The following is a 22,647-nucleotide window of genomic DNA, read 5'->3' as shown; positions in this document are numbered from 1 at the left end:
CCATGCGTGTGCTGATCATCGAAGACGAAGAAAAAACCGCCGATTACCTGCATCGCGGCCTCAGCGAGCAAGGCTTTACCGTGGACCTGGCGCGTGACGGCATCGACGGCTTGCACCTGGCCTTGGAAGGTGACTATGCGGTAATCGTGCTCGACGTGATGCTGCCGGGCCTGGACGGCTACGGCGTGCTGCGCGCCTTGCGGGCGCGCAAGCAGACGCCGGTGATCATGCTGACCGCCCGCGAGCGGGTCGAAGACCGCATCCATGGCCTGCGCGAAGGGGCCGATGATTACCTGGGCAAACCCTTTTCCTTCCTCGAACTGGTCGCCCGCCTGCAGGCCCTGACCCGCCGCAGCAGCAGCCACGAACCGCTGCAGATACAGGTCGCCGACCTGTGGATCGACCTGATGGCACGCAAGGCCAGCCGGGCCGGCCAACGCCTGGACCTGACCGCCAAGGAGTTCTCGCTGCTCAGCGTGCTGGCCCGCCGCCAGGGCGAAATTCTGTCCAAGACCGCGATTGCCGAGCTGGTCTGGGACATCAACTTCGACAGTGACGCGAATGTCGTCGAAGTGGCGATCAAACGCCTGCGCGCCAAGCTCGACGGGCCATTCGACCACAAGCTGCTGCACACCATCCGAGGCATGGGCTATGTCCTGGAAAACCGTGCGGGCTAACTCCATCGCACTGCGCCTGTCGGTGCTGTTCATCCTGGTGGCAGTGAGCGTGTTCCTGCTGATCGGTACGGCGCTGTACCGCCAGGTCGATCGCAGCCTCGACCTGCTGCCGGCCGCCGAGTTGGATGCGCGTTTCAGTGTGCTGGAGTCCACCCTCAACCGTTTCGGCACGGCCGATCACTGGGCCAAGGTCAGCAACAAGCTCAACCTGCTCAGTGAAGAGGACAAGCGCATCCGCTTCTGGGTGGTCAGCAGCGACCCGGCCTACGACTATGGCCACCCCAGCGAGCTGGTTCGCGCATTTGCCGAAGGCCCGCCGGGCATGCGCGACCTGCGCCTGCCCGGCCAGCCCTACCCTTACAAGGTGCTGGTCAGCGAGTTGCCGGCGCTGGCTGAGCGCCCACCGCTGCGCTTTCTGATCGGCATCGACACCGAGACCTTCTGGCAGGCGCAGCACAGTTTGCTGGTGGCCATCGTTGGCTTGGCGGTGCTCGGCGTGCTGCTGGCCTCGGTGCTCGGCTACTGGGTGGCACGCATCGGCCTGCGCCCGTTGCTGGCACTGTCCAACGAAGCCCAGGCATTGGCGCCGCCACGCCTGGACGGGCGCCTGCAAACCCACGACCTGGCCCCGGAACTGGCGCAGTTCGCCGGGGCCTTCAACGCCGCGCTCGACCGGGTCAGCCAGGCCTACTCACGGCTGGAGGCGTTCAACGCCGACGTCGCCCACGAGCTGCGCTCGCCGCTGACCAACCTGATTGGCCAGACCCAGGTGGCACTGACCCGCGGCCGCAGCGCCGAGCACTACTTCGAAGTGCTGCAATCGAACCTCGAAGAGCTGGAGCGCCTGCGCAGCATCATCAACGATATGCTGTTTTTGGCCAGCGCCGACCAGGGCAGCAAGGCCACCGCACTGACCCAAGCCTCGCTGGCCGAGGAAGTGGCGACCACGCTGGACTACCTGGACTACATCCTCGAAGACGCACAGGTCCGCGTCGCGGTCAGTGGCGATGCCCAGGCGCCCATCGAGAAAGCCCAGCTGCGCCGGGCGCTGATCAACCTGCTGAACAATGCCGTGCAGCACACCGCGCCCAACCAGGTGATCCAGGTGCGGATCGACAGCGGGCCGAGCCAGGTCAGCATCGCCGTGAGCAACCCGGGGCCGGCGATCGAAGACGCACACCTGCCGCTGCTGTTCGAGCGCTTCTATCGGGTGGATGCAGCGCGCAGCAACAGTGGGGGTGGCAACCATGGTTTGGGCTTGGCTATCGTCAAGGCGATTGCGTTGATGCATGGCGGCGAGGTTTTTGTACGCAGCGAAGCAGGCGCCAACACCTTCGGCATTCGCCTGCCAAGCGCTCAACTGCGCGGGTTTGCCGCAGAAGCCTGAGCTTTCGCCGCATGATCGTTACCTTTTGCGCAACAGTGCTTATCGTACTTCGCTCTGTTTCAAGTGCCCTGAAGGGACTAACTTTAGCCCTGTCCTCATTAGCACTTGCATCGCAAGAAGGTAGTTTCAAATGTCCAACAGTATGGGTATTGCCAGCGTCTTCGTCCTGTCTTCCCTGTTGTTGTCGCCCCTGGCCATGGCCGAAGAATCCCCGGCTTTCGTCGCCCGTAATGCAGAGCTCGCCGCCGTCCATCAAGAGGCCCGCGACGCTGTAGCCGCACAACAGGCCGATGCCGTAAAAGACGCAAACCAGACCGCTTCCAAGGTGTCCAGCGACGCCAATGCCGACAGCTGATCGGCCGCCGTACCTGCTCCCGTTTTCCCTTGGCTACGCCATGGGCACCTTAGGTGCCGATATGTTAGCCTTTTAAAGCCGCTGCCAATCAGCGGCTTTTTTTATGTGTTTTAACTATCAGCCCGGCGGTAACGTCACCCATAAGAAAGTTGCACATTCAAAAATAAAAACTGCCCCACCGTCAGACCAAAGGAGCTAGTACCGGTGCCTTCCGCGTTTCGTTTTACCCCGTTGTTCATTGCATTGACTGCAACGATGCCTTTCGCCGCCCAGGCAGATGAAGACAAGGCTGATGGCTTCATCGAAGGGTCTTCCCTGAACCTGCATTTTCGTAATGCCTACTTCAACCGCGACAACCACAATGCCGGCGCGCGCGACACCCGCGAGTGGGGCCAGGGCGCAGTGGCGCGCTTCGAGTCGGGCTATACCCCCGGCGTGATCGGCTTCGGCGTGGACGCCCATGCCATGCTGGGCCTCAAGCTCGATGGCGGTGGCGGCCATGCTGGCACCAGCATTCTGCCGCAGCATGTGAAGGACGACGGCGAACTGGGCGCGGCCCCGCATTCGTTCTCTACCGCAGGTGCAGCAGTCAAACTGAAGGGTTTTGACACCGAGCTGAAGGCCGGTGACCTGTTCCTCACCAACCCGGTGATCGCCGGTGGCGAAACCCGCATGCTGCCGCAGACCTTCCGCGGTGTGAGCCTGACCAACACCAGCATCGACGGCTTGCTGCTCGAAGGCGGCCAGGTCAGCTTCACCAAGCCGTACAACCAGAGCGGCCACCGCCGCATCGACACCTACTACGGCTCGCTGGACGAACACGACAAGAGCAAGCACCTGAACTGGGCCGGCGCAGCGTGGAGCGGTAGCGAAAACATCACCGCCAACCTGTACGCCGCCGAGCTGAAGGACATCTGGAACCAGTATTACGCCGACTTCGACTACACCTATGTGGTCAACGACCTGGTCAGCCTCAACCCGGGTGTGCACTTCTATCACACCCAAGACACCGGCCAGGCCCTGCTGGGCAAGATCGACAACAACACCTACAGCGTGCACTTCACCGTCAACGCCGGGTTCCACAGCGTCACGGCTGCCTACCAGCGGGTCAATGGCGATACGCCGTTCGACTACATCAACCTGGGCGACAGCGTGTACCTGGACAACTCGCGCATGTACTCGGACTTCAACGCGCCCAACGAGCGCTCGTGGAAGCTGCAATACGGCTACGACTTCGCAGGCCTGGGCATCCCCGGCCTGAGCACGACGCTGTCGTACTCGCGCGGCGAGGCAGACCTGACCAAAGCCGACCAGAACAACACCCACTACGACTACTACCGCGCCGATGGCAAGAATGCCATGCACTGGGAGCGTGACCTGGACGTGAAATACGTGTTCCAGGAAGGCGACTTCAAGGACCTCTCGGTGCTGGTGCGTTACGCCGCCCACCGGGGCAGCCAGGGCTATGCGTCGATCGACAGCAACAGCGACAACGACGAACTGCGGGTGATCGTCGATTATCCGTTGAACGTGTTCTGACCCACCTATTTTTTGATTTAGCAGGGACCGTGTGGGAGCGGGCTTGCCCCGCGAACACCGGCGAAGCCGGTGCCACGCCTCGCGTAGGGCCATTCGCGGGGCAAGCCCGCTCCCACAGGACTGGCAACGGCACCGCGTGATTCCGTCGGACAAATCTTGTCCGACAATCCCCAGTTCCCTAGAATGGCGCCGCCGCGAATGGCCCTGCCTCAGCAGTAGCGAGCATGCTCACCCGATCACCGCGTTTCGCACTCTACAGGTCGCACCCCGAGCTGATCCTCAACCTGGGCAGTTGCCTTGCCGTGCTCGCCATCGTGGCCATCGTCAGTTACCTGCTGGCCCGTGAGCGCGAAAGCGTCGAACTGTCGGCCATCCGCGCCTCCAACAACATCGTCCAACTGATCGAAAGCGACATCCTGCGCAACGCCGAACTTTACGATCAGTCGTTGCAGGGCTTGATCTGGGCGGTCGGGCGCAAGGAACTGCCGGAGATCCCCGGTGCGCTACGCCAACGCCTGTTGTTCAATGAAGCGTTCGTCGACCGCAAGCGCGGTGACGTGCTCTGGCTCGACAAGCAAGGCAACGTGGTGGGCGATTCCACCAGCACCGTACCGCGCAAGGCCAACTTCAGCGACACCGGGGTGTTCCAGGCCCATTTACACAATGCCGACCTCGGCTTGCTGGTTGGCCCTCCGTTCAAGGCCAGGCTGGGCGACCTGGACTGGTGCATCAGTTTCAGCCGGCGCATCTCCGGCCCCGATGGCGAGTTTGCCGGCCTGGTGGCGGGCGCCCTGCGCCTTTCGTACTTCAGCGAACTGTTCAAGCGCCTGGACATCGGCGATGACAGCAGCATCAACCTGTTCAATACCGACGGCCAACTGCTGGCCCGCCAGCCCACGCGCCCGCAAGACCCGCTGATCGGCACCCTCTATGCCGAGCGGCCCAACTTCAAGCGCATCCTTGGCGAGCGCAGTGGCAGCTTCACTGCCCGCTCCGCCACCCACGGCACCTCACGCATGTACACCTTCGCCCACGTGGCCGACTTGCCACTGATCGTGTTGGTAGTGCACTCGGCCGACGAAGTGTTCCAGTCGTGGCGGCGTACCGCGATTGTGATTGGCGTGGCCACGGGCGTGCTGTGCATGGGCCTGCTCTGGCTGACCTTGTTGCTGGGCCGCGAACTGCGCCGTCGCCACGAGGCCGAGCAGGGCCTGGCGACACTGGCCGCCACCGATAGCCTGACCGGCCTGGCCAACCGCCGTCGGCTGGATCAGGTGCTGCGCCTGGAGTGGGCGCGCGCGCAGCGCAACCACAAACCGTTGGCAGTGCTGATGGTGGATGTGGACCATTTCAAAGCGTTCAACCAACGCCACGGCCATGCCGGGGGTGACCATGCACTGCGTGAAGTAGCCAAGTGCATCGAGGCCTGCATCAGGCGGCCGGCGGACCTGGCGGCGCGTTATGGTGGGGAGGAGTTTCAAGTGATCTTGCCCGAGACCGATCTGGCCGGGGCGCGGCTGCTGGCCGAACGTATTCGCAGCAGCGTGGCGGCGCTGGCGCCGTTTGCCAATGACACCCGCGCAGTGACGGTGAGCATCGGCATAGGCCTGTACGAAGCAGGCCCCCAGCACGATCTGGCGAGCGTACTGGGGGCTGCGGACGAGGCGCTCTACCGGGCAAAGGCCAATGGCCGCAACCGGGTAGAGGGGCCTACGCGTTAGGAACGGGCGCGGGCTGCGTTACGCAGTGCCTTGACCTGGTCGTGGTTACGCTGCACACCTTGCAGCTGTTTTTCCACCAGGGCGTAGCTCGGATCGCTGGCAGCACGGCCCAGTTTGACCAGTTTCTCACGGGCTTCCTTGTAGGCTTTCAGGGCATGATCCTCGCCCCGCTCGACCTCATTCAGCACGGCCTCTTCATCCTTGCCGGTGACCATCGCCTTGAGGTTGACCCAGCCACGGTGCAGGTCACCGCTGATGCTGGTGGATGTCTCAGGGTCGCCACCCAGGCGGCGTACTTCGCTTTGCAGCTCGCCGGCGGCGTTGCCACATTCACCGGCACGCTGGACGAAGAAGGCTTTCAGCTCGGGGTTTTTCACATCTTCGGCCGAGGCCTTGAAGCCTTTTTCGCCATCCTTGCTGTATTCGATCAAGTCGTTGAGCACATCGATCACGTCTTTGTTGGGGTTGCTCATGTTCACGAACTCCTTGGCAGGTGATAGTCATCTGTAATGGAGCAGCGTTCGTGCCAACCTTTGTTTTAGAATTAAATCCTTTTAAATCAATTACTTAAATAATCGCCCAGCGATGCTCGAAGCGGCGTTCTGCATGATTGCCGCTTGGGCCTTCGTGCAGATTGCAGTATGGTCGGCGCTTTTCCACAGCCAGGTGCGCCGATGAAACCGGAAACCCTCGAACTGCTGGTCACCCGGACCATGCCCTTTGGCAAGTATCAAGGCCGCATCATTGCCGACTTGCCGGGTGACTACCTGGCCTGGTTTGCGCGCAAGGGCTTCCCGGCCGGGGAACTGGGGGGGTTATTGGCGCTGATGCATGAAGTCGATCATAACGGGCTGATGGACTTGCTGGAGCCGTTGCGGCGCAAACATCAGCGGTAGGCAGGGGGGCTGCTGCGCAGCCCCAGAACGCTCGATTACCCCTTCACCGGCACCACTGCCAACTCCACCTGCTCACGCTTCTTGATCACCGCGTACACCACGGCCGTCAGCAGGCTACCCGCCACGATCGCCAGCAGGTACAGCAACGCATGGTTGATCGCGTTGGGGATCAACAGCACGAACAGGCCCCCGTGCGGTGCCATCAGCTTGCAGCCGAAGTACATCGACAACGCACCGGTCAAGGCCCCCCCGGCGACACTGGCCGGGATCACCCGCAGCGGGTCCTTGGCGGCAAACGGGATGGCGCCTTCGGAAATGAAGCACAGCCCCAGGGCCAGCGCGGCCTTGCCCGCCTCGCGTTCGCTCGGGGCAAACTTGTGCCGGGCGATGAAGCTGGCAATCCCCAGCCCGATCGGCGGCACCATGCCGGCAGCCATGGTCGCCGCCATGGGGGCATAGCTCGACGAGGCCAGCAGGCCCACCGAAAAGGCATAGGCGGCCTTGTTGATCGGCCCGCCCAGGTCCACGCACATCATGCCGCCAAGCACCAGCCCAAGCAGGATGGCGTTGGTGGTGCCCATGCTGTCGAGAAACTGCGTCAGCCCTTCGAGCATCGCCGCCACTGGCTGACCGACCACATAAATCATCACCAGGCCAGTGAACAGGCTGGCCAACAGCGGAATGATAAGGATCGGCTTGAGCGCCTCCAGGCTGCTTGGCAGCCTCGCCCAACGGGCAATGGCCTTGGCGCTGTAGCCGGCGAGAAACCCTGCAATGATGCCGCCGATGAAGCCAGCCCCCAGGGTGCTGGCCAACAGACCACCGATCATGCCGGGCGCCAGGCCTGGGCGGTCGGCGATCGACCAGGCGATGTAGCCGGCCAACAGCGGCACCATCAGCTTGAACGCCGCCTCGCCGCCAATCTGCATCAAGGCCGCCGGCAAGGTGCCGGGCTCTTTGTAGGCTTCGATACCGAACACGAACGACAACGCGATCAACAGGCCGCCGGCTACCACCATCGGCAGCATGAACGACACCCCGGTGAGCAGGTGCTTGTACACCCCCGTCTTCTCACCCTTCCCGGCGCTGGCAGCCGCAGCGGCATCGGCGGCATGTTCGACCTTGGCTTCGGCCAGGGCCTTGTCCAGGGTGGCGCCAGCCTGCTTGAGGGCGATGCCGGTGCCGCAGCGGTAGATGCGCTTGCCGGCGAAACGCGCCGTGGGCACTTCGATGTCGGCGGCCAGCAGCACCACGTCGGCCTCGGCGATGGCTTGGGCGGACAGTGGGTTACGCGCGCCTACCGACCCTTGAGTCTCCACGGTAAGTTGGTAGCCCTGCTGCTGCGCGGCCTGCTGCAAGGCCTCTGCGGCCATGAAGGTGTGCGCGACGCCGGTCGGGCAGGCAGTCACCGCGACGATCCGCGTGCCAGCGCCACTCACCGCGACCGGGCTGCCGGGCACCTCGGCCAACAGCTGGGCCTTGGCCGCCGCCTCGTCGAGGAAACCCTCGCGGTCGGCCAACGCCTGGGACGGTGTGCTCTGGTACACGCGCTTGCCGACAAAACGGGCCAGGTCCACTGGCCCGGTGCTGACCACCAATACCCAGTCGGCTTCGCTGATCTGTGCCGGCGTCAGCTGCCGCTCGGGGTGCTCGGCGTCCTCCACCTCGACGCTGGTGCTCCAGCCACGACGCTGGGCAGCTGCAGCCAGCAGACGCGCGCTCAGCACGCTGGACACCTGGCCGTTGGGGCAGGCGGTGACAATGGCAATGTTCATCGGCAACCCTCTTGTTGTTCTGTCACTTGCACGCCCGCTTCCAGGCGTGCCAGTTGCTCGCGGTCACGAATGCCGAAACCGACCTGGGTCACGGCCTGGGCGGCGATGGCGGTGGCTCGGCGCAAGGTCTGCGCGGGCGCCTCGCCAAGCAGCAGGCCATGGACCATGCCCGCCACCAGCGAATCCCCCGCGCCCACGGTGCTGGCAACCCGTACCTTGGGCGGCTGGGCATGAAGGGCCAGGTCGCGGGCGAACCAACTGACGCCCTGCTCGCCGGCGGACACCACCACATGCTCGATGCCACTGGCCAGCAGGTGCTCGGCCGCCGCGCGTTGCTGCGCCGGGCTTTGCAGCACCAGGCCAAGCACCTCGCCAAGTTCCTCGGTATTGGGTTTGACCAACCACGGCGCGCATTGCAGGCCGGCACGCAGCGCTTCGCCACTGCTGTCCAGGGCAATTTTCAGGCCCTGAGCCTTCAGTTGTTCGAGCAACTGGCGGAACCACTCAGGGCTGATACCGCGGGGCAGGCTGCCGGCAACCACCACCGCATCATGCCCAGGGGCGACCTGCTCCAGCCGCCGCAGCAACGCAACGCGGGCGGCCTCGTCGACCTCTGGCCCCTGGCCGTTGATGTCGGTCACGCGGCCATCGGCTTCGACCAGCTTGATGTTGCTGCGCGTCTCGCCCGCTACACGGACAAAGCAATCGGTAAAACCACGCCAGTCGATCAAGGCTTCGAACGGCTGCAGGTTGCCCTGCCCAAGGAAGCCGCCAACGGTGACGCTGTGGCCCAGATCGGCCAGTACCTGGGCGACGTTCAGCCCTTTGCCGGCGGCATGGCTGTGCTGCGCCTGGCTGCGATTGACGTGCCCTGGGCGCAAGGTATCGAGGCCGATGGTGATATCAAGCGCCGGGTTCAGGGTGAGGGTGAGGATCTTGGCCATCAGTAACGCTCCACCAGCGCGCGAACCGCCGCGGCGCTGTCTTGTTGCAAGGCTTCGCGCGCCAGGGCGCGGGCCGTCTGGTGATCGGCCTGGCGGACCAGGGCCTTGACTTCGGCAATGCTGCGGGCGGCGACGCTCAACTCGTCAACGTCCAGGCCAAGCAGCACGGCGACCGCCTGCGGGTCGGCGGCCAGCTCACCGCACACGCCCACCCACTTGCCTTCGGCATGGGCAGCGCGCACGGTCATGTCGATCAGGCTCAACACCGCCGGGTGCAGGCCGTCGGCCTGGGCCGACAGGCTCGGGTGGCCACGGTCGATGGCCAGGGTGTATTGGGTCAGGTCGTTGGTGCCGATGCTGAAGAAGTCCACTTCACGTGCCAGCTGCGGCGCCAGCAGGGCCGCCGAGGGCACCTCGACCATGATGCCCAGTTGCAGGTCGGCCACCGGAATTTCCTCACGCAGGCGCTCGACCATGGCCCGCGCTTCACGCCATTCGTGCACCTGGCCGACCATCGGGAACATGATCCGCAGCGGGCGCTGGTCGGCCGCGCGCAGCAAGGCGCGCAGCTGGTCTTCCATCACCTGTGGGCGCTGCAAGGTCAAACGCACACCGCGCACGCCGAGGAAGGGGTTGTCTTCGGCAGCGATCGGCCAGTAAGGCAGCGGCTTGTCGCCGCCGACATCCAGGGTGCGCACCACCAGCGGCCGCCCACCCAGGCCATCGAGCACGCGGCGGTACTCGGCTTCCTGGGTGGCCACGTCCGGCGCCTGGGGGTGGGCCATGAAAATCAGCTCGGTGCGCAGCAAGCCGACGCCTTCTGCGCCCTGCTCCACGACCTTGTCGATACCGCTGCTCTCGCCGATGTTGGCAAAGACTTCGACGGCATGGCCATCACGGGTGATAGCCGGTTCATGACGGTTGGCCCAGGCCGCTTGCAGGCGCTGCTCACGCTGGTCGCGCTCGGCCAAGGCGCGTTGCAGCTCAGCGGCGGCTGGCGCGATGTTCACCACACCGCGTTGCCCATCGAGCAACAATGGCGTGCCGCCATCGAGCAGCAGAATCGCTGCACCGGCGCCGACCACCGCCGGTATGCCCAAGGCGCGGGCGACGATGGCACTGTGAGCAGTCGCCCCGCCCTGGGCGGTGACGATGCCGGCGACCCGGCTTGGGTCCAGCCTGGCCACATCGGAGGGGCCGACCTCGGTCATCACCAGTACATAGGGCTGGTCGGGCTCAACCTGCGCTTGCACGCCGCACAACTGGGCCAGCACGCGGCGGCCGATGTCGCGCAGGTCGGCGGCACGCTCGGCGAGCAAGGCGTCGTGCAGCGACTCCTGCTGCCGGGCGGCCGCCTCGATCACCGCCATCCACGCCGCAGGGGCGCTCTCGCCCTGGGCCAGACGCTGCTCGACATCATCGGCCAACGCCGGGTCGGCGAGCATTTCCTGGTGGGTGACGAAGATCTCGCCGATGGCCTTGTCGCTGCGCTGGACCAGCGTTTGCAACTCGCCGTTTACCGTTGCCAGGGCCTCGCGCAGCTTGACCCGTTCCGTGGCGGGGGACTCACCGCGCAGCGGGTAGTCGATGTCGCGCTCGACGCAGACGTGCGCCGGGCCACTGGCAATGCCGGGGGCCGCGCCGACGCCCTGAATTCGGCTACCTGCGGCGGGTGCCTGCAGCACCTCCTGCGGCGGGACGGCAACCGCTGCAGCGCTTTGCGGCAGCGGCTCGACGTCCTCGCCCAGGCCCTGCTCGATGGCCGCCAGCAGCACCGGCAGCGCATCAGCGGCAATGCCGGGTTCGGCAATCAGTTCCAGCTCCTGACCACGACGGGCACCGAGGCTGAGCAACTTGCTCAAGCTCTTGACCGACACGGCGGGTTGCGCGCTGTCGGTCAGGCGCACACGGACTTCGCCCTCGAACCCCTTGGCCAGTTGTGCCAGCACCTTGGCCGGGCGGGCATGCAAACCATGCGAGTTGGCCAGCACGATGCGCGCGCTGGGCCAATCTGCCGGCGCCTCGCCGCCCAGCACCTGCAGCACCGCGCGGCTGCTGGTGGCCTGGTAGAGCATCTGCCCGCGCCCTTCGATCAGCACTTCGCACAGGCGCTCGAGCAAGGCCTGATGGGCAGCGCCGAGGCTTGCCAGGCAGAACAGGCCGTTGAGCGGTTGGTCGCGGTAACGCAACGGTTGCTGCGGGGTAATGAATGCCAGGCCAGGCTGGCGCACCTGGCGCTCGCTGTGCAGCCACCACAGGCCCTCGCCCAGTGGCAGCGGCTCGGCCTGTTGCAGCACGGCGGCAAAGCCACTGTCGACGCAACCGGCGCGCTGCAGCAGGCGCGCACCGCGCCAGGCCAGTTCGTCGAAGTCTTCGGCCGGCAGGTTCAGGCCGACCAGTTGCGCATCCAGCGCCAAGGCTTGCGGCGCACCTTGCAATAACTTGAGCAAGGCCTCGGCAGAGCTGGCCCGGCGCAGCGCTTCGGCGAGGTCGGTCTCGCCCAGGGCGCGGGTCAGCAGTTGCAGCAAGCGCAAGTGTTCGTCAGAGCGGGCAGCGATACCGATGGCCAGGTAGACCACCTGGCCATCGCCCCAGTCCACACCCTCGGGGAACTGCAGCAAGCGCACCCCAGTGGTATGCACCAGGTCGCGAGTCTGCGGGGTGCCGTGGGGGATGGCAATGCCCTGGCCGAGGAAGGTCGAGCCCTGCGCCTCACGGGCCTGCAGGCCTTGCAGGTAACCCTCGGCGACCAGGCCGTCGGCAACCAGTTGGTCCGCCAGCAGGCGCAATGCCTCGGCCTTGTCCGCGGCCTTCTGGCCCATGGCTATCTGCCCTGTGGCGAGCTCGAGCATGACCTTCTCCTTTTACAGTGCCCAAAGTCGGGTACTGAGGTTATTGTTGTGAAATTCACGAAAACGGCCAGTTCAACAGCCTTGCACAGGCGGCAGCCAAGGCAGAATATTTGGCAGCTGAAACGTTTAACCTGACCAGGCGGCCACGTTACTCGATAATCTCCCCAGGAAAAAGCCCCATCCTGTCGGACAATTGCGACAATGGTCGTCTGCGCGCGGCGGCAACTCCGGGTCAAACTACCCGGTCAGGCCTCGCAGCCAGCCCCGGTAATAATAAGGAAAATTCGGTGAAACTCAGCGATATCGCCCGTCTGGCCGGTGTGTCCGTGACCACTGCCAGCTACGTCATCAATGGCAAGGCCGAACAGCAGCGCATCAGCAGCGGCACTGTCGAGCGTGTGCGCGCGGTGGTCGAGGCCCATGGCTTCACACCCAACCCGCAAGCCGCCGGCCTGCGCAGCCGACACACCCGCACATTGGGCTTCATTCTCCCTGACCTTGAGAACCCCAGCTACGCGCGCATCGCCAAGCAGTTGGAACAAGGCGCCCGCGCCCGGGGCTATCAACTGCTGATTGCCAGCAGCGATGACCAGCCCGACAGCGAGCGCCAGCTGCAGCAACTGTTCCGCGCCCGCCGTTGCGACGCCCTGTTCGTCGCCAGCTGCCTACCGGTGGAAGACGACAGCTACCGTGAACTGCAGGACAAGGGCATGCCGGTGATCGCCATTGACCGCCGCCTGGACCCAGCGCACTTCTGCTCGGTCATCAGCGATGACCGCGATGCCAGCCGCCAGTTGGCGGCCAGCCTGCTAAGCGCTGCCCCGCGCAGCATCGCCCTGATCGGCGCGCGCCCAGAGCTTTCGGTCAGCCAGGCCCGTGCCGGCGGCTTCGACGAAGCGCTGCAAGGCTATGCCGGTGAAGTGCGGCGTTACCAGGGCGAGGCATTCAGCCGCGAATGCGGCCAACGCCTGATGCAGCAACTGATCGACGAGCAAGGGGGGTTGCCCGATGCCTTGGTCACCACTTCCTACGTGCTGCTGCAAGGGGTGTTCGACACCCTGCAGGCGCGCCCCGCCGACTCGCGCCAGCTGCAGCTGGGCACCTTCGGTGACAATCAACTGCTCGATTTCCTGCCGCTTCCGGTCAATGCCATGGCCCAGCAGCACGGGCTGATTGCGGCCACCGCACTGGAGCTGGCCCTGGCTGCAATCGAGGAAAAACGCTACGAACCCGGCGTACACGCCATCGGTCGAACCTTCAAGCAACGGATCACAGCGGGCTGAGCATGCGCCTGATCGACACCCACACCCACCTCGACTTCCCCGACTTCGATGCCGACCGGCCGCGCCTGCTGGCCAACGCGGCGGTGCGAGGGGTTGAACGCATGGTGGTGCTGGGGGTGTATCAGGCGAACTTCCAGCGGGTATGGGACCTGGCCTGCGCCGAGACGCAGGTGTTTGCAGCCCTTGGGCTGCATCCGGTCTATCTTGACCAGCATCGCCCCGAGCACCTCACGCAACTGCGCGACTGGCTGGACCGCCTGCGCGGCGACCCGCGCCTGTGCGCTGTGGGTGAGTTCGGGCTGGACTACTACCTCGAAGCACTGGACAAGGGCCGCCAACAGGCGCTGTTCGAGGCCCAGTTGCAACTGGCCTGCGACTTCGCACTGCCCGCCTTGCTGCATGTGCGCCGCAGCCACGCCCAGGTGATCGCCACGCTCAAGCGCTACAAGCCGGCGCGGGCGGGGGTGATCCATGCGTTTGCGGGCAGCTACGAAGAAGCGCGTGAATACATCAAGCTCGGGTTTCGCCTTGGCCTTGGCGGGGCAGCCACCTGGCCCCAGGCGTTGCGGCTGCGCAAGACCCTGGCACGGCTACCGCTGGAGAGCGTCGTGCTGGAGACCGATGCGCCGGACATGGCCCCGGTGATGTACCCGGGTGAGCGCAACAGCCCGGAGCACCTGCCTGAGATCGCGGCGGCGCTGGCGCAGGTGATGGGGGTCGATGTCGAGCAATTGGCCGCTGCCAGCAGCCGTAATGCCTGCGAGCTGTTTGGCTGGTAGCCAGCTACCTGGGTAGGCTCAGACCAGCACCGTCCACAAGGCGAACCCGGCATACCACAGCACCGCGCAGCGCAGCAGCAACTCCCACAGGCTGTCCAACCGGCTCAACCCACGCTGGCTGTCTTCTTCCTCGGGAATATCGTCGGCAATCCGGCCGACCCGGGCCACCAGGTGCCCGGCGCTGATGTGCCAGTTGAGCAGTTCGTGGAGCATGACGCGGGTGACCGCGACGAAATTGCCGACCAGCGCGAAGCTCAAGGCCAGCACCCGCACCGGCAGCCAGTCCATGATGTGCCGCAATTGCTCGGCACGCGCCTTGAGCGCGGGCTGATTGCTGTGCTCGCCGCACAGCGCCAGCAGGCGATAGGCCAATGCAGCACCGGGGCCGAGCACGAAATACCAGAAGATCACGGCAAAGAAGCTCTGGTAAGCCTGCCACAGCAAATAGCCCTGCACGCGCACCAGCAGGCTTTGCGGTTCGTCGGCCACCAGGCCCAGATCGCGCTCGGCAACGTGCAGGGCGGCCTGATCATCACCGCGCCGCCAGGCATCGCGAAACGGCCCCAGCGCCGCCTTCGCATCGCCGCGGCCCAGGCTGTAGACCAGCACCAGCAGGTGTACCGGCAATGCCAGCAGGCCATAGGCCACCGGCTCCAGCACATGCAGCAGCAGTACCAGCACCGCTACCGGCGCCAGCACCAGAATGGCCAGCGTCCACCACGGCTGCACCTTGCCGCTGCGCTCCAGGCGCACCATTTCGCCCAGGAAAAAACCATCGCGCTGTACTTGATGGCGCAGTGCCGAGAACTTCTCGACCCACAGCGCCAGCAGCAGAACCAGAAAACTCATGGGTAATCCTCGTTATCCTTCACGGTTTGGCGATAGCGGCCCCAGTCAAATGCCGGGCCTGGGTCGGTCTTGCGCACCGGCGCAATGTCGCTGTGGCCCTGGATGCGCGCCAGGCCGATGACCGGCCAGGCGTTGCGGATCTGCCGGGTAAGCTGCGCCAGCGTGGCGTACTGGGCATCGGTGTAAGGCAGGTCGTCAGTGCCTTCGAGCTCGATGCCGATGGAAAAGTCATTGCAGCCTTCACGCCCGTCGAAGCTGGAGACGCCAGCATGCCAGGCGCGGTCGAGCAATGACACGAACTGGGTCACGGCACCATCGCGCTCGACGAACAGGTGCGCCGACACCGTCAGCTGGCAGATGCTCTGGAAATAGGGGTGCTCATTGGCGTCCAGGCGGTTCTGGAAGAACTCCTGAACCTTGCCGGTGCCGAAACACGCGGGCGGCAGGCTGATGTTGTGGATCACCAGCAGGGAAATCGACTCGCCCTCGGGGCGCGCGTTGAAGTTCGGCGAAGGGCAGTGGGTGATTCCGTGGAACCAGCCGGTGGCACGGTCCAATTGCATGGTGGCAGATCCTGAAAAACGCCGGGTACAGAACAGCAGTATGCCCTGCGGGCGAGGCCGTTTGCATGTGAATCATTGTAAGGGGGTCAATGCACCTGCTGTTGCCGCAGCCCTTCAAGCACCGACGCCAGCGCCCGTTCGAACAGCAAGCCGTCATCGAGCACACGCGCATCCCCCCGCTGCAACGCCTGGGCCAGGCTGCCAGTGCTCCATTCTCGCACCTTCATGCCCGTGCGATTGGCAAAGATCAGCCGATCATTGCTGTCGATACGTGCCACCAGCTTGCAGCGCAGTGTGTCGTCTTCATCGAACACCTCGACCCAGGTGCCGATACGCAGGCGCTGAACCTGGCGCAGTTGCGCGGCGAACCCATCGGCAATGTGCAAGGGCGCACAGGCCGGCTCTTCGGCGAGGGCCAGGACGATGTCCTCGGCTACCCGTACCTCTTGCAACGCCGGGTGGTCATCGGCCAATGGCGGTACGCAAGCCGAGCAGGCACGCAGGTGCAATTGCTCCAGTTGCTGGAAGAAGTCGCGGGTGGCGGACGAGTCCAGCGCCACGCCAGCCAGGCCTTCACGCAAGGCCTTGAGCAGGCCTGGCACCTGTTGCAGCAGTTGCTCGCAGGCCTGGTGCGGGGCAATGCTGACGAGCAGGGTGTCCATGGTGGCCAGGGCATCACGCCACACCTGCGAGCCTTCGCCCTGCTTGAGCCACGCCAGCAGCAGCACCTGGCTCCAGGCCTGCACCAGCATCTGTACCACCACCTGCGGCAACACCCGCCCGCGCAGACGCTGGTTGAGCACCTGCTGCACCCGCAGGCGGGCCTGCAAGGTGCGCGCCCGGCCCTCTTCGGCGTCTCGGGTGCGCTGCTCGAGCAGCTCGTTACGGCGGCGCTCGTCGTGGCTGAAGGCGAGGAATTCGTCGAGCAGTTCGGCGAACAGGCACGCGTCCTCGGTGTAATCGTTGAGCAGGCGCTGAATGATTCGCTCCACCCGCAGATGCAAACTGTCGCGCAGGCCCTCACCGCCTTGCTCCCAGCCGATCGCAGCAGCAGCGATCTCGTTGAGCAGGCGGCGGGCCGGGTGGCTGGCACGGCTGAACAATCCCTTGTCGAGCAGCGCGACCTTGAGCAGCGGGATATGCAAACGCGCAATCAGCGCCCGCAGGCTGGGCGGCAGGTTGTGGTCATTGTGGATATAGCCGAACAGCAGGCCGACCAGGTTGATCATGTCTTCATCGGCGGTGGCGATGCGCCGGCGGGTGCCACTGCGCACACTGACGCGCAACAGCAGTTGCTCAAGCTGCTGGCCGAGTTCGAAGTCATCTGCCGCTTGGGTGGCGGGTACATAGTGTTGCAAATGCGAGAGCAGGCGCAGCAGGTCGCCGGTGCTGATCGGCTGGGCAGCGGCCACAGCCTGCAAACGCGGTGCGATCTGCCCACGCGACGGGGCCAGCAGTGCCTGCAGCGAAGCAAAAAACGCTTGCCCCGCACTGTCCGCGCCCACCTGCCCCTGTGCCTCCAGGTTTGCCGGCCGGCGCCCGGCACTCATGCGCCGGTCCTCGGCACGCCGACGCGGTGCAGGTTGCAACTCGGGCAGCACGCCGGCGGCGGCCAGCAACTGGTTGGCCTCCGCGTAAAGCACATCCACATCACGCAGCACGTAGCGCTCGAAGAGCTTGAGCAACACCAGCTTCACCCGCAGACCGACCCCCAGGTTGCGGCCCGCTTCGAGAAAATAACCGCACAGGGCAGCAGGCCCGACCGGGTTCTGCTGCTCCGCTACAGGGCGATCGAGCAAGGCCTGCAAGCGCAGGCCCAGTTGCTGGAGGGCAATGCCGTCACGCGAGAGCACCCGCGCGACCATCCCTTCAAGCGCCGATGCGCGCTCCAGTTGCGCCTTGCTGGCTGCGCTTTGCGTTTCACCCAGGCACCCCAAGGGGTCAACCTTGCCGATGCTGGCGAAGGTGTCGTAGAAGGTATCGAGAAAGCCCCGCTCGATGCTTTTGCGCTTCAGGCGCACGTCGCGCATCGCTTCAAAATACAGGTTCTGGTCGCAGCGCTCGAAGGCCTTGTCGGCCATCTCGAACAGGGTGTCGTCGGCGTTGTCGAACAAGGCTTGCAGGCCTTGGCGCAATTGCAGTGCAGCCTTGTCGCGCACTTGCAGGAGCAATACCGGAAGGCAAGGCAGAGGCGTGCGCGCCCCTCTGTCGATGGCTGCCGCCAGCGGCACCACCTTGCCTTCTTTATGCATCCCGAACTCCTTGCAGGCTCGCTTGCCCGAGCGGGCAATAATTCGTCAAAGCTATGACGCCAAATACTGGGCACCATTATCGGCAAAAAATCTGATAGCTGCCAGCGCCGTTTCGCGTACGGGGAAATGACCCTGCTTTGCCGCAGATGCTCACACCGACCGACCAAAGGTCACCCGCCAGGGCGCTGTACACACCGGCCCCCTGCCCTATAATCGCCGGCATCTAGCTTGTGGAGCCGACCATGCCGAACCTACGCCTCGCCGACCTGACCGCCGAAATCGAAGCCAACGTGCGCCGCGCGCTGCTGGAGGACATCGGCAGTGGCGATATCACCGCGCAGCTGATCCCTGCCGAGCGCCTGGCCAAGGCGACCATCATTACCCGCGAGGACTGCGTGATCGCCGGCACCGCCTGGGTCGACGCCGTGTTCCGCCAGCTCGACCCGCGGGTAGCCGTGCACTGGCAAGTCGCCGACGGCGACCGCGCGCTGGCCAACCAGCCGCTGTTCCACCTGGAAGGCCCGGCACGCTCGCTGCTCAGCGGTGAGCGCAGTGCGCTCAACTTTTTGCAGATGCTGTCTGGCGTCGCCACGCGCGCGCGCTTTCTGGCCGACCTGGTCGACGGCACCCAGGTGCGCCTGCTCGACACCCGCAAGACCCTGCCCGGCCTGCGCCTGGCGCAAAAGTACGCAGTCACCTGTGGCGGTTGCGACAACCACCGCATCGGCCTTTACGATGCCTTCCTGATCAAGGAAAACCACATCGCCGCCAGCGGTGGCGTGCCTGAAGCGGTGGCAGCAGCGCACCGCATCGCCCCTGGCAAGCCCGTGGAAATCGAGGTCGAAAGCCTGGACGAACTGCGCCAGGCCCTGAGTGCGGGGGCGGATATCATCATGCTCGACGAGCTGACCCTGGATGAAATGCGCGAAGCGGTGCGCATCACCGCAGGCAAGGCCAAACTTGAGGCCAGCGGCGGCGTCAACGAGAGCACCTTGCGGTTGATTGCCGAAACCGGCGTCGATTACATCTCCATTGGTGCCATGACCAAGGATGTAAAGGCGGTGGACTTGTCGATGCGCTTGAGCCTCTGAAGGCGCAGAAAATTGCAGGCATGAAAAAACCGGCCAGATGGCCGGTTTTTTTCGAGCGTTGGATCAGAACGAGGCGTTGGCCAAGCCGTCCAGGTAACGCTCGACGTCCAGTGCCGCCATGCAGCCTGCACCGGCCGAGGTGATGGCCTGACGGTAGACGTGGTCGGCCACGTCGCCCGCTGCGAACACACCTTCGACGTTGGTGGCAGTGGCGTTGCCTTCACGGCCGCCATTGACCACCAGGTAGCCGTCCTTGAGGGTCAGCTGGCCTTCGAACAGCGACGTGTTCGGCGTGTGGCCGATGGCGATGAACACGCCGTCGACCTTGATTTCGTCGCTGCTGCCATCGTTGTTCTTCAGGCGCGCACCGGTCACGCCCATGTTGTCACCCAGTACTTCGTCCAGGGTGGCGTTGAGCTTGAGCTCGATCTTGCCTTCGGCCACGCGGGCGTTGAGCTTGTCGACCAGAATCTTCTCGGCACGGAAGGTTTCGCGACGGTGAACCAAGGTCACCTTGCTGGCGATGTTGGCCAGGTACAGCGCCTCTTCAACCGCGGTGTTGCCGCCACCGACAACGGCTACTGGCTTGTTGCGGTAGAAGAAGCCGTCACAGGTAGCGCAGGCCGAAACACCCTTGCCCATGAAGGTTTCTTCCGACGGCAGGCCCAGGTAGCGGGCGCTGGCGCCAGTGGCAACGATCAGCGCGTCGCAGGTATAGGTGCCACTGTCACCTTGCAGGGTGAATGGTTTGTTGGCCAGGTCGACAGCGTTGATGTGGTCGAAGACGATCTCGGTCTCGAAGCGCTCGGCGTGCTCTTGCATGCGCTGCATCAGGGCTGGGCCAGTCAGGCCATGGGGGTCGCCCGGCCAGTTGTCGACTTCGGTGGTGGTCGTCAGCTGGCCACCGGCCTGCATGCCGGTGATCAGCAGCGGCTTGAGGTTGGCACGGGCGGCATAGACTGCGGCGCTGTAACCGGCAGGGCCGGAACCGAGGATGATGACGCGCGAATGACGTACTTCAGACATGTCGAACTCCTGTCGAGCCGGCCGCACGGGGCCAGCATCGGTGTGCCGGCGGTGCCAGCTGGAATTTAAAAAGGACCCACGCAACCTTGGGGAAGGCTACAACGCGTCGGTCCAGAACCTAAAAGTTGAGCGCACTGTAGCGAGGTCGCAAAGATTAAGGAAATATCCTTCGACAATCCACCTCATAGGCATCGTCTATTCAGCAATTTCATTCACGAAAAACGCCCTGATGCTTTTGTTACAGCCGGTTTCGCCGACATCGCCCGCCTTTCGTCGGCGCAACAAACTCGGTAAGGTCAGCGCGTTTTCCTTATGTTCGGAGTGTCTCGATGCAAGCCCCTGTCCTCTCTGGCCCCCAGTATCTGCGCGAAGGCCTGAAACTGGTGCTGAGCCCGAACCTGCGGTTGTTCGTGCTGCTGCCCCTGGCGGTCAACCTGCTGCTGTTCGGCGGCCTGATCTACTTTGCCGGCCACCAGTTCAGTGTGTGGGTCGACGCGCTGATGCCGACCCTGCCAAGCTGGTTGAACTTCCTCACGTACATTCTCTGGCCACTGTTCGTCGCCCTGGTGGTGCTGATGGTGTTCTTCACCTTCACCCTGGTCGCCAACGTCATTGCCGCGCCGTTCAATGGTTTTCTGGCCGAAAAGGTCGAAGTGGTGGTGCGCGGCGAAGACAATTTCCCCGCGTTCAGCTGGGCTGAGCTGGTGGCCATGGTGCCGCGCACCTTTGGCCGCGAGATGCGCAAGCTGGGCTACTTCCTGCCCCGGGCGATCGGCCTGTTCATCCTGTCGTTGATCCCGGTGGTCAACGTGATCGCGGCGCCGCTGTGGCTGATTTTTGGGGTATGGATGATGGCTATCCAATACATCGACTACCCGGCGGACAACAACAAGATGAGCTGGCAGGACATGCTCGCCTGGCTGCGCCAGAAGCGCTGGCAGTCGCTGGGCTTTGGCGGCATCACCTACCTGGCGCTGATGGTGCCGGTGGTGAACGTGCTGATGATGCCGGCAGCGGTGGCCGGTGCCACCCTGTTCTGGGTACGCGAGCGTAACTGAGCCTGGCACGCGCTGTTGTAGGAGCGGCCTTGCGTCGCGAAAGGGTCGCGTAGCGGCCCCATCGATATTAGCGGCGACGCTGAAATCCGGGGGCCGCTACGCGACCCTTTCGCGACGCAAGGCCGCTCCTACAACAACAATCACTGAGCCAGGCGGCTGGAAAACTGCCCCACCACGTCCACCACCCGCTTCGCTCCGTCCTGAATCTCGACGATCACGTTGCCGGTCTCATCGGCAAGCGCCAGCCCCTGCTCGGCCTGGCGCTTGCTGGTGTCGATGATCGCCACCGCAGCCTGGGCCAATTGCTCGTTCTGCTGCACGACCCGGGCAATCTCTTCGGTGGCAGTGCTGGTACGCGAGGCCAGCTGGCGTACTTCGTCGGCGACCACGGCAAACCCCCGCCCCTGCTCCCCCGCACGGGCTGCCTCGATGGCGGCGTTGAGCGCCAGCAGGTTGGTCTGCCCGGCAATGTCGCTGATGGTCTTGATGATCGAGCCGATCACCCGCGACTGAGTGTCCAGCGCCTGGATACCCTCGGCCGCTTCCTGCATCGACGCCTCCAGCCCACGCATGACGCTTACGGTTTGCGTGACCACCTCGGTGGCCTTGCGCGCGCTGGTGTCCGTGCCCAACGAGGTGTTGAAGGCGATGTCCGCCGCCTCGGCAACTGCCTGCTCCTGGTTGACCTGGTCGGTGATCACGGTGGCAAATTTGACCACCTTGTACAGCACGTCATGGGCATCAAAGATCGGGTTGTAGGACGCCTCCAGCCACACTACCCGGCCATGGGCGTCGACGCGCTTGAAGCGCTCAGCGATGTATTCGCCCCGGCGCAGCTTGTCCCAGAACGCCTGATACCCTGCCGAATTGGCTTCTGCAGGCTCACAGAAGATGCGGTGATGCTTGCCGCAGATCTGCTCGAGACGGTAGCCGACCGCGGTCAGAAAACGTTCGTTGGCAGTCAGAATGGTGCCATCGAGGCCAAATTCGATCACGGCGGTCGAGCGCATCAATGCCTTGATCAGGCTTTCGTGCTCGCGTGAGGTTTCGATGGTGCGGGTAAGGTCGCTCGAGTGCAGGGTGAAATACTTGAGGCGCCCTTCGCTGTTCTTGACCGGCTGCAGGATGGAGCGCAGCCAGGCTTCCTGGCCATTGCCACGCAGCAGGCGGAACGCCCCGTTGAGGTGCTCGCCACGGCTAATGGCACTTTTCATGCGCTGATAGAAATCCAGCGTCTTCACATGGGCCGGGACAATGTCTTCGAGTTTGCGTCCAAGCAGTTGGTCGGCACGGTAGAGCATCTCGCTCTCGAAGTTGCCGTTGACCATCTCGATCCGTCCTTGGGGGTCGAGCTGGAGCACCAGCATCTCGCTGTCGAGGCTGCTCTTGACCTGTTCGACCGACAGCAGGTCTTCACGCAGTTGCTGGATTTCTTGCTTGAGCTTGTTGTTGAACATTCCCGCTCTCCTGGAGCGCAGCACGTAATCGAATGCATCTTCATCGGCTGGTGGTGGCAGGTTCTTGAGCACCCTGCAGGCAAATATTCACACCGTTGAAACAACCGGCGATCAGGCGTCACCTGCACGTCACAAGGCCGTCA

General features: G+C 64.3%; 18 protein-coding genes and 2 pseudogenes. 10 read left to right on the top strand and 10 right to left on the bottom strand.

Annotated elements, in window-relative coordinates; genetic code table 11:
• Window positions 1-2: 2 nt before the first annotated feature.
• The 5 genes from LJX93_RS04040 (at window position 3) to LJX93_RS04020 (ending at window position 5,679) form a co-directional block, all read left to right on the top strand.
• On the top strand, window positions 3-677 hold the full coding sequence (locus tag LJX93_RS04040; RefSeq protein ID WP_033701245.1) for a heavy metal response regulator transcription factor: 675 nt from the start codon (window positions 3-5) through the stop codon (window positions 675-677).
• The gene (locus LJX93_RS04035) at window positions 652-2,064 is read left to right on the top strand and encodes a heavy metal sensor histidine kinase (RefSeq protein WP_033701246.1); all 1,413 of its coding nucleotides are present in this window, start codon (window positions 652-654) and stop codon (window positions 2,062-2,064) included. The genes LJX93_RS04040 and LJX93_RS04035 overlap by 26 nt, the downstream gene beginning before the upstream one ends.
• A 130-nt stretch (window positions 2,065-2,194) precedes the next feature.
• Complete coding sequence (locus tag LJX93_RS04030) at window positions 2,195-2,419, top strand: hypothetical protein (RefSeq protein WP_033701248.1); 225 nt, start codon at window positions 2,195-2,197, stop codon at window positions 2,417-2,419.
• A gap of 204 nt (window positions 2,420-2,623) precedes the next feature.
• Window positions 2,624-3,958: an OprD family porin gene (locus tag LJX93_RS04025; protein ID WP_095064026.1), complete on the top strand. Its 1,335-nt coding sequence runs from the start codon at window positions 2,624-2,626 to the stop codon at window positions 3,956-3,958.
• Between the two features lie 224 nt (window positions 3,959-4,182).
• Window positions 4,183-5,679 (top strand): sensor domain-containing diguanylate cyclase, encoded by a 1,497-nt coding sequence (locus tag LJX93_RS04020; RefSeq protein ID WP_033701251.1) that lies wholly within the window; start codon window positions 4,183-4,185, stop codon window positions 5,677-5,679.
• On the opposite strand, the gene LJX93_RS04015 is transcribed toward LJX93_RS04020, so the two are convergent.
• Window positions 5,676-6,152: a ferritin-like domain-containing protein gene (locus LJX93_RS04015; protein WP_033701252.1), complete on the bottom strand. Its 477-nt coding sequence runs from the start codon at window positions 6,150-6,152 to the stop codon at window positions 5,676-5,678. The genes LJX93_RS04020 and LJX93_RS04015 overlap by 4 nt on opposite strands.
• Window positions 6,153-6,353: 201 nt before the next feature.
• On the opposite strand from LJX93_RS04015, the gene LJX93_RS04010 reads away from it, so the two are divergent.
• Entirely contained in the window at window positions 6,354-6,575 is a 222-nt protein-coding gene (locus LJX93_RS04010; protein ID WP_095064025.1) for a DUF3820 family protein, read from the top strand.
• Window positions 6,576-6,610: 35 nt separating this feature from the next.
• On the opposite strand, the gene LJX93_RS04005 is transcribed toward LJX93_RS04010, so the two are convergent.
• The 3 genes from LJX93_RS04005 to ptsP are packed head-to-tail and all read right to left on the bottom strand — an operon-like array spanning window position 6,611 to window position 12,146.
• Complete coding sequence (locus LJX93_RS04005; protein WP_095064024.1) at window positions 6,611-8,350, bottom strand: PTS fructose-like transporter subunit IIB; 1,740 nt, start codon at window positions 8,348-8,350, stop codon at window positions 6,611-6,613.
• Window positions 8,347-9,294 carry a 1-phosphofructokinase gene (gene pfkB, locus LJX93_RS04000; RefSeq protein ID WP_033701258.1) on the bottom strand — a complete coding sequence of 316 codons (948 nt, stop codon included), beginning with the start codon at window positions 9,292-9,294 and terminating at the stop codon, window positions 8,347-8,349. The genes LJX93_RS04005 and pfkB overlap by 4 nt, the downstream gene beginning before the upstream one ends.
• A complete protein-coding gene (gene ptsP / locus LJX93_RS03995) occupies window positions 9,294-12,146 on the bottom strand; it encodes a phosphoenolpyruvate--protein phosphotransferase (RefSeq protein WP_227696767.1) in 2,853 nt (950 codons plus the stop codon). Before ptsP ends, pfkB begins: the two co-directional genes overlap by 1 nt.
• A 287-nt stretch (window positions 12,147-12,433) precedes the next feature.
• Between ptsP and cra the strand changes: the two genes are divergently transcribed.
• Both cra and LJX93_RS03985 read left to right on the top strand, forming a co-directional pair.
• Window positions 12,434-13,429 (top strand): catabolite repressor/activator, encoded by a 996-nt coding sequence (cra, locus tag LJX93_RS03990; protein WP_033701260.1) that lies wholly within the window; start codon window positions 12,434-12,436, stop codon window positions 13,427-13,429.
• A gap of 2 nt (window positions 13,430-13,431) precedes the next feature.
• Window positions 13,432-14,208, top strand: coding sequence for a TatD family hydrolase (locus LJX93_RS03985; RefSeq protein ID WP_033701261.1), 777 nt, complete (start codon window positions 13,432-13,434; stop codon window positions 14,206-14,208).
• Window positions 14,209-14,226: 18 nt separating this feature from the next.
• On the opposite strand, the gene ampE is transcribed toward LJX93_RS03985, so the two are convergent.
• From ampE to LJX93_RS03970, 3 genes are all read right to left on the bottom strand, one after another.
• Window positions 14,227-15,057, bottom strand: a complete 831-nt coding sequence (gene ampE / locus LJX93_RS03980; protein WP_033701262.1) for a regulatory signaling modulator protein AmpE — start codon at window positions 15,055-15,057, stop codon at window positions 14,227-14,229.
• Window positions 15,054-15,620 (bottom strand): 1,6-anhydro-N-acetylmuramyl-L-alanine amidase AmpD, encoded by a 567-nt coding sequence (gene ampD, locus LJX93_RS03975; protein WP_033701263.1) that lies wholly within the window; start codon window positions 15,618-15,620, stop codon window positions 15,054-15,056. Before ampD ends, ampE begins: the two co-directional genes overlap by 4 nt.
• Before the next feature lie 86 nt (window positions 15,621-15,706).
• On the bottom strand, window positions 15,707-17,872 hold the full coding sequence (locus tag LJX93_RS03970) for a DUF1631 domain-containing protein (protein ID WP_227696766.1): 2,166 nt from the start codon (window positions 17,870-17,872) through the stop codon (window positions 15,707-15,709).
• 242 nt (window positions 17,873-18,114) lie between these two features.
• Here LJX93_RS03970 and nadC point away from each other — a divergent pair, with 242 nt between their 5' ends.
• A complete protein-coding gene (gene nadC, locus LJX93_RS03965) occupies window positions 18,115-18,963 on the top strand; it encodes a carboxylating nicotinate-nucleotide diphosphorylase (RefSeq protein ID WP_033701266.1) in 849 nt (282 codons plus the stop codon).
• A gap of 63 nt (window positions 18,964-19,026) precedes the next feature.
• On the opposite strand, the gene trxB is transcribed toward nadC, so the two are convergent.
• Window positions 19,027-19,989 (bottom strand): thioredoxin-disulfide reductase, encoded by a 963-nt coding sequence (gene trxB / locus LJX93_RS03960; RefSeq protein WP_033701267.1) that lies wholly within the window; start codon window positions 19,987-19,989, stop codon window positions 19,027-19,029.
• A 329-nt stretch (window positions 19,990-20,318) separates the two neighbouring features.
• Between trxB and cysZ the strand changes: the two genes are divergently transcribed.
• Window positions 20,319-21,047, top strand: coding sequence for a sulfate transporter CysZ (cysZ, locus tag LJX93_RS03955; RefSeq protein WP_033701268.1), 729 nt, complete (start codon window positions 20,319-20,321; stop codon window positions 21,045-21,047).
• A 140-nt stretch (window positions 21,048-21,187) separates the two neighbouring features.
• Here cysZ and LJX93_RS27430 read toward each other — a convergent pair.
• Together LJX93_RS27430 and LJX93_RS27425 are read right to left on the bottom strand one after the other, a co-directional pair.
• Window positions 21,188-21,607: pseudogene (locus tag LJX93_RS27430) on the bottom strand (methyl-accepting chemotaxis protein); the annotation flags it as partial.
• Window positions 21,608-21,775: 168 nt separating this feature from the next.
• Window positions 21,776-22,375, bottom strand: a pseudogene (locus LJX93_RS27425) (PAS domain-containing protein); the annotation flags it as partial.
• Between the last annotated feature and the right edge of the window lie 272 nt (window positions 22,376-22,647).

It is taken from the genome of Pseudomonas sp. HN2-3 (genome assembly GCF_020691745.1).
Classification (GTDB): Bacteria; Pseudomonadota; Gammaproteobacteria; order Pseudomonadales; family Pseudomonadaceae; genus Aquipseudomonas; species Aquipseudomonas capeferrum.
This window is presented reverse-complemented; position numbering and strand designations above follow the sequence as displayed.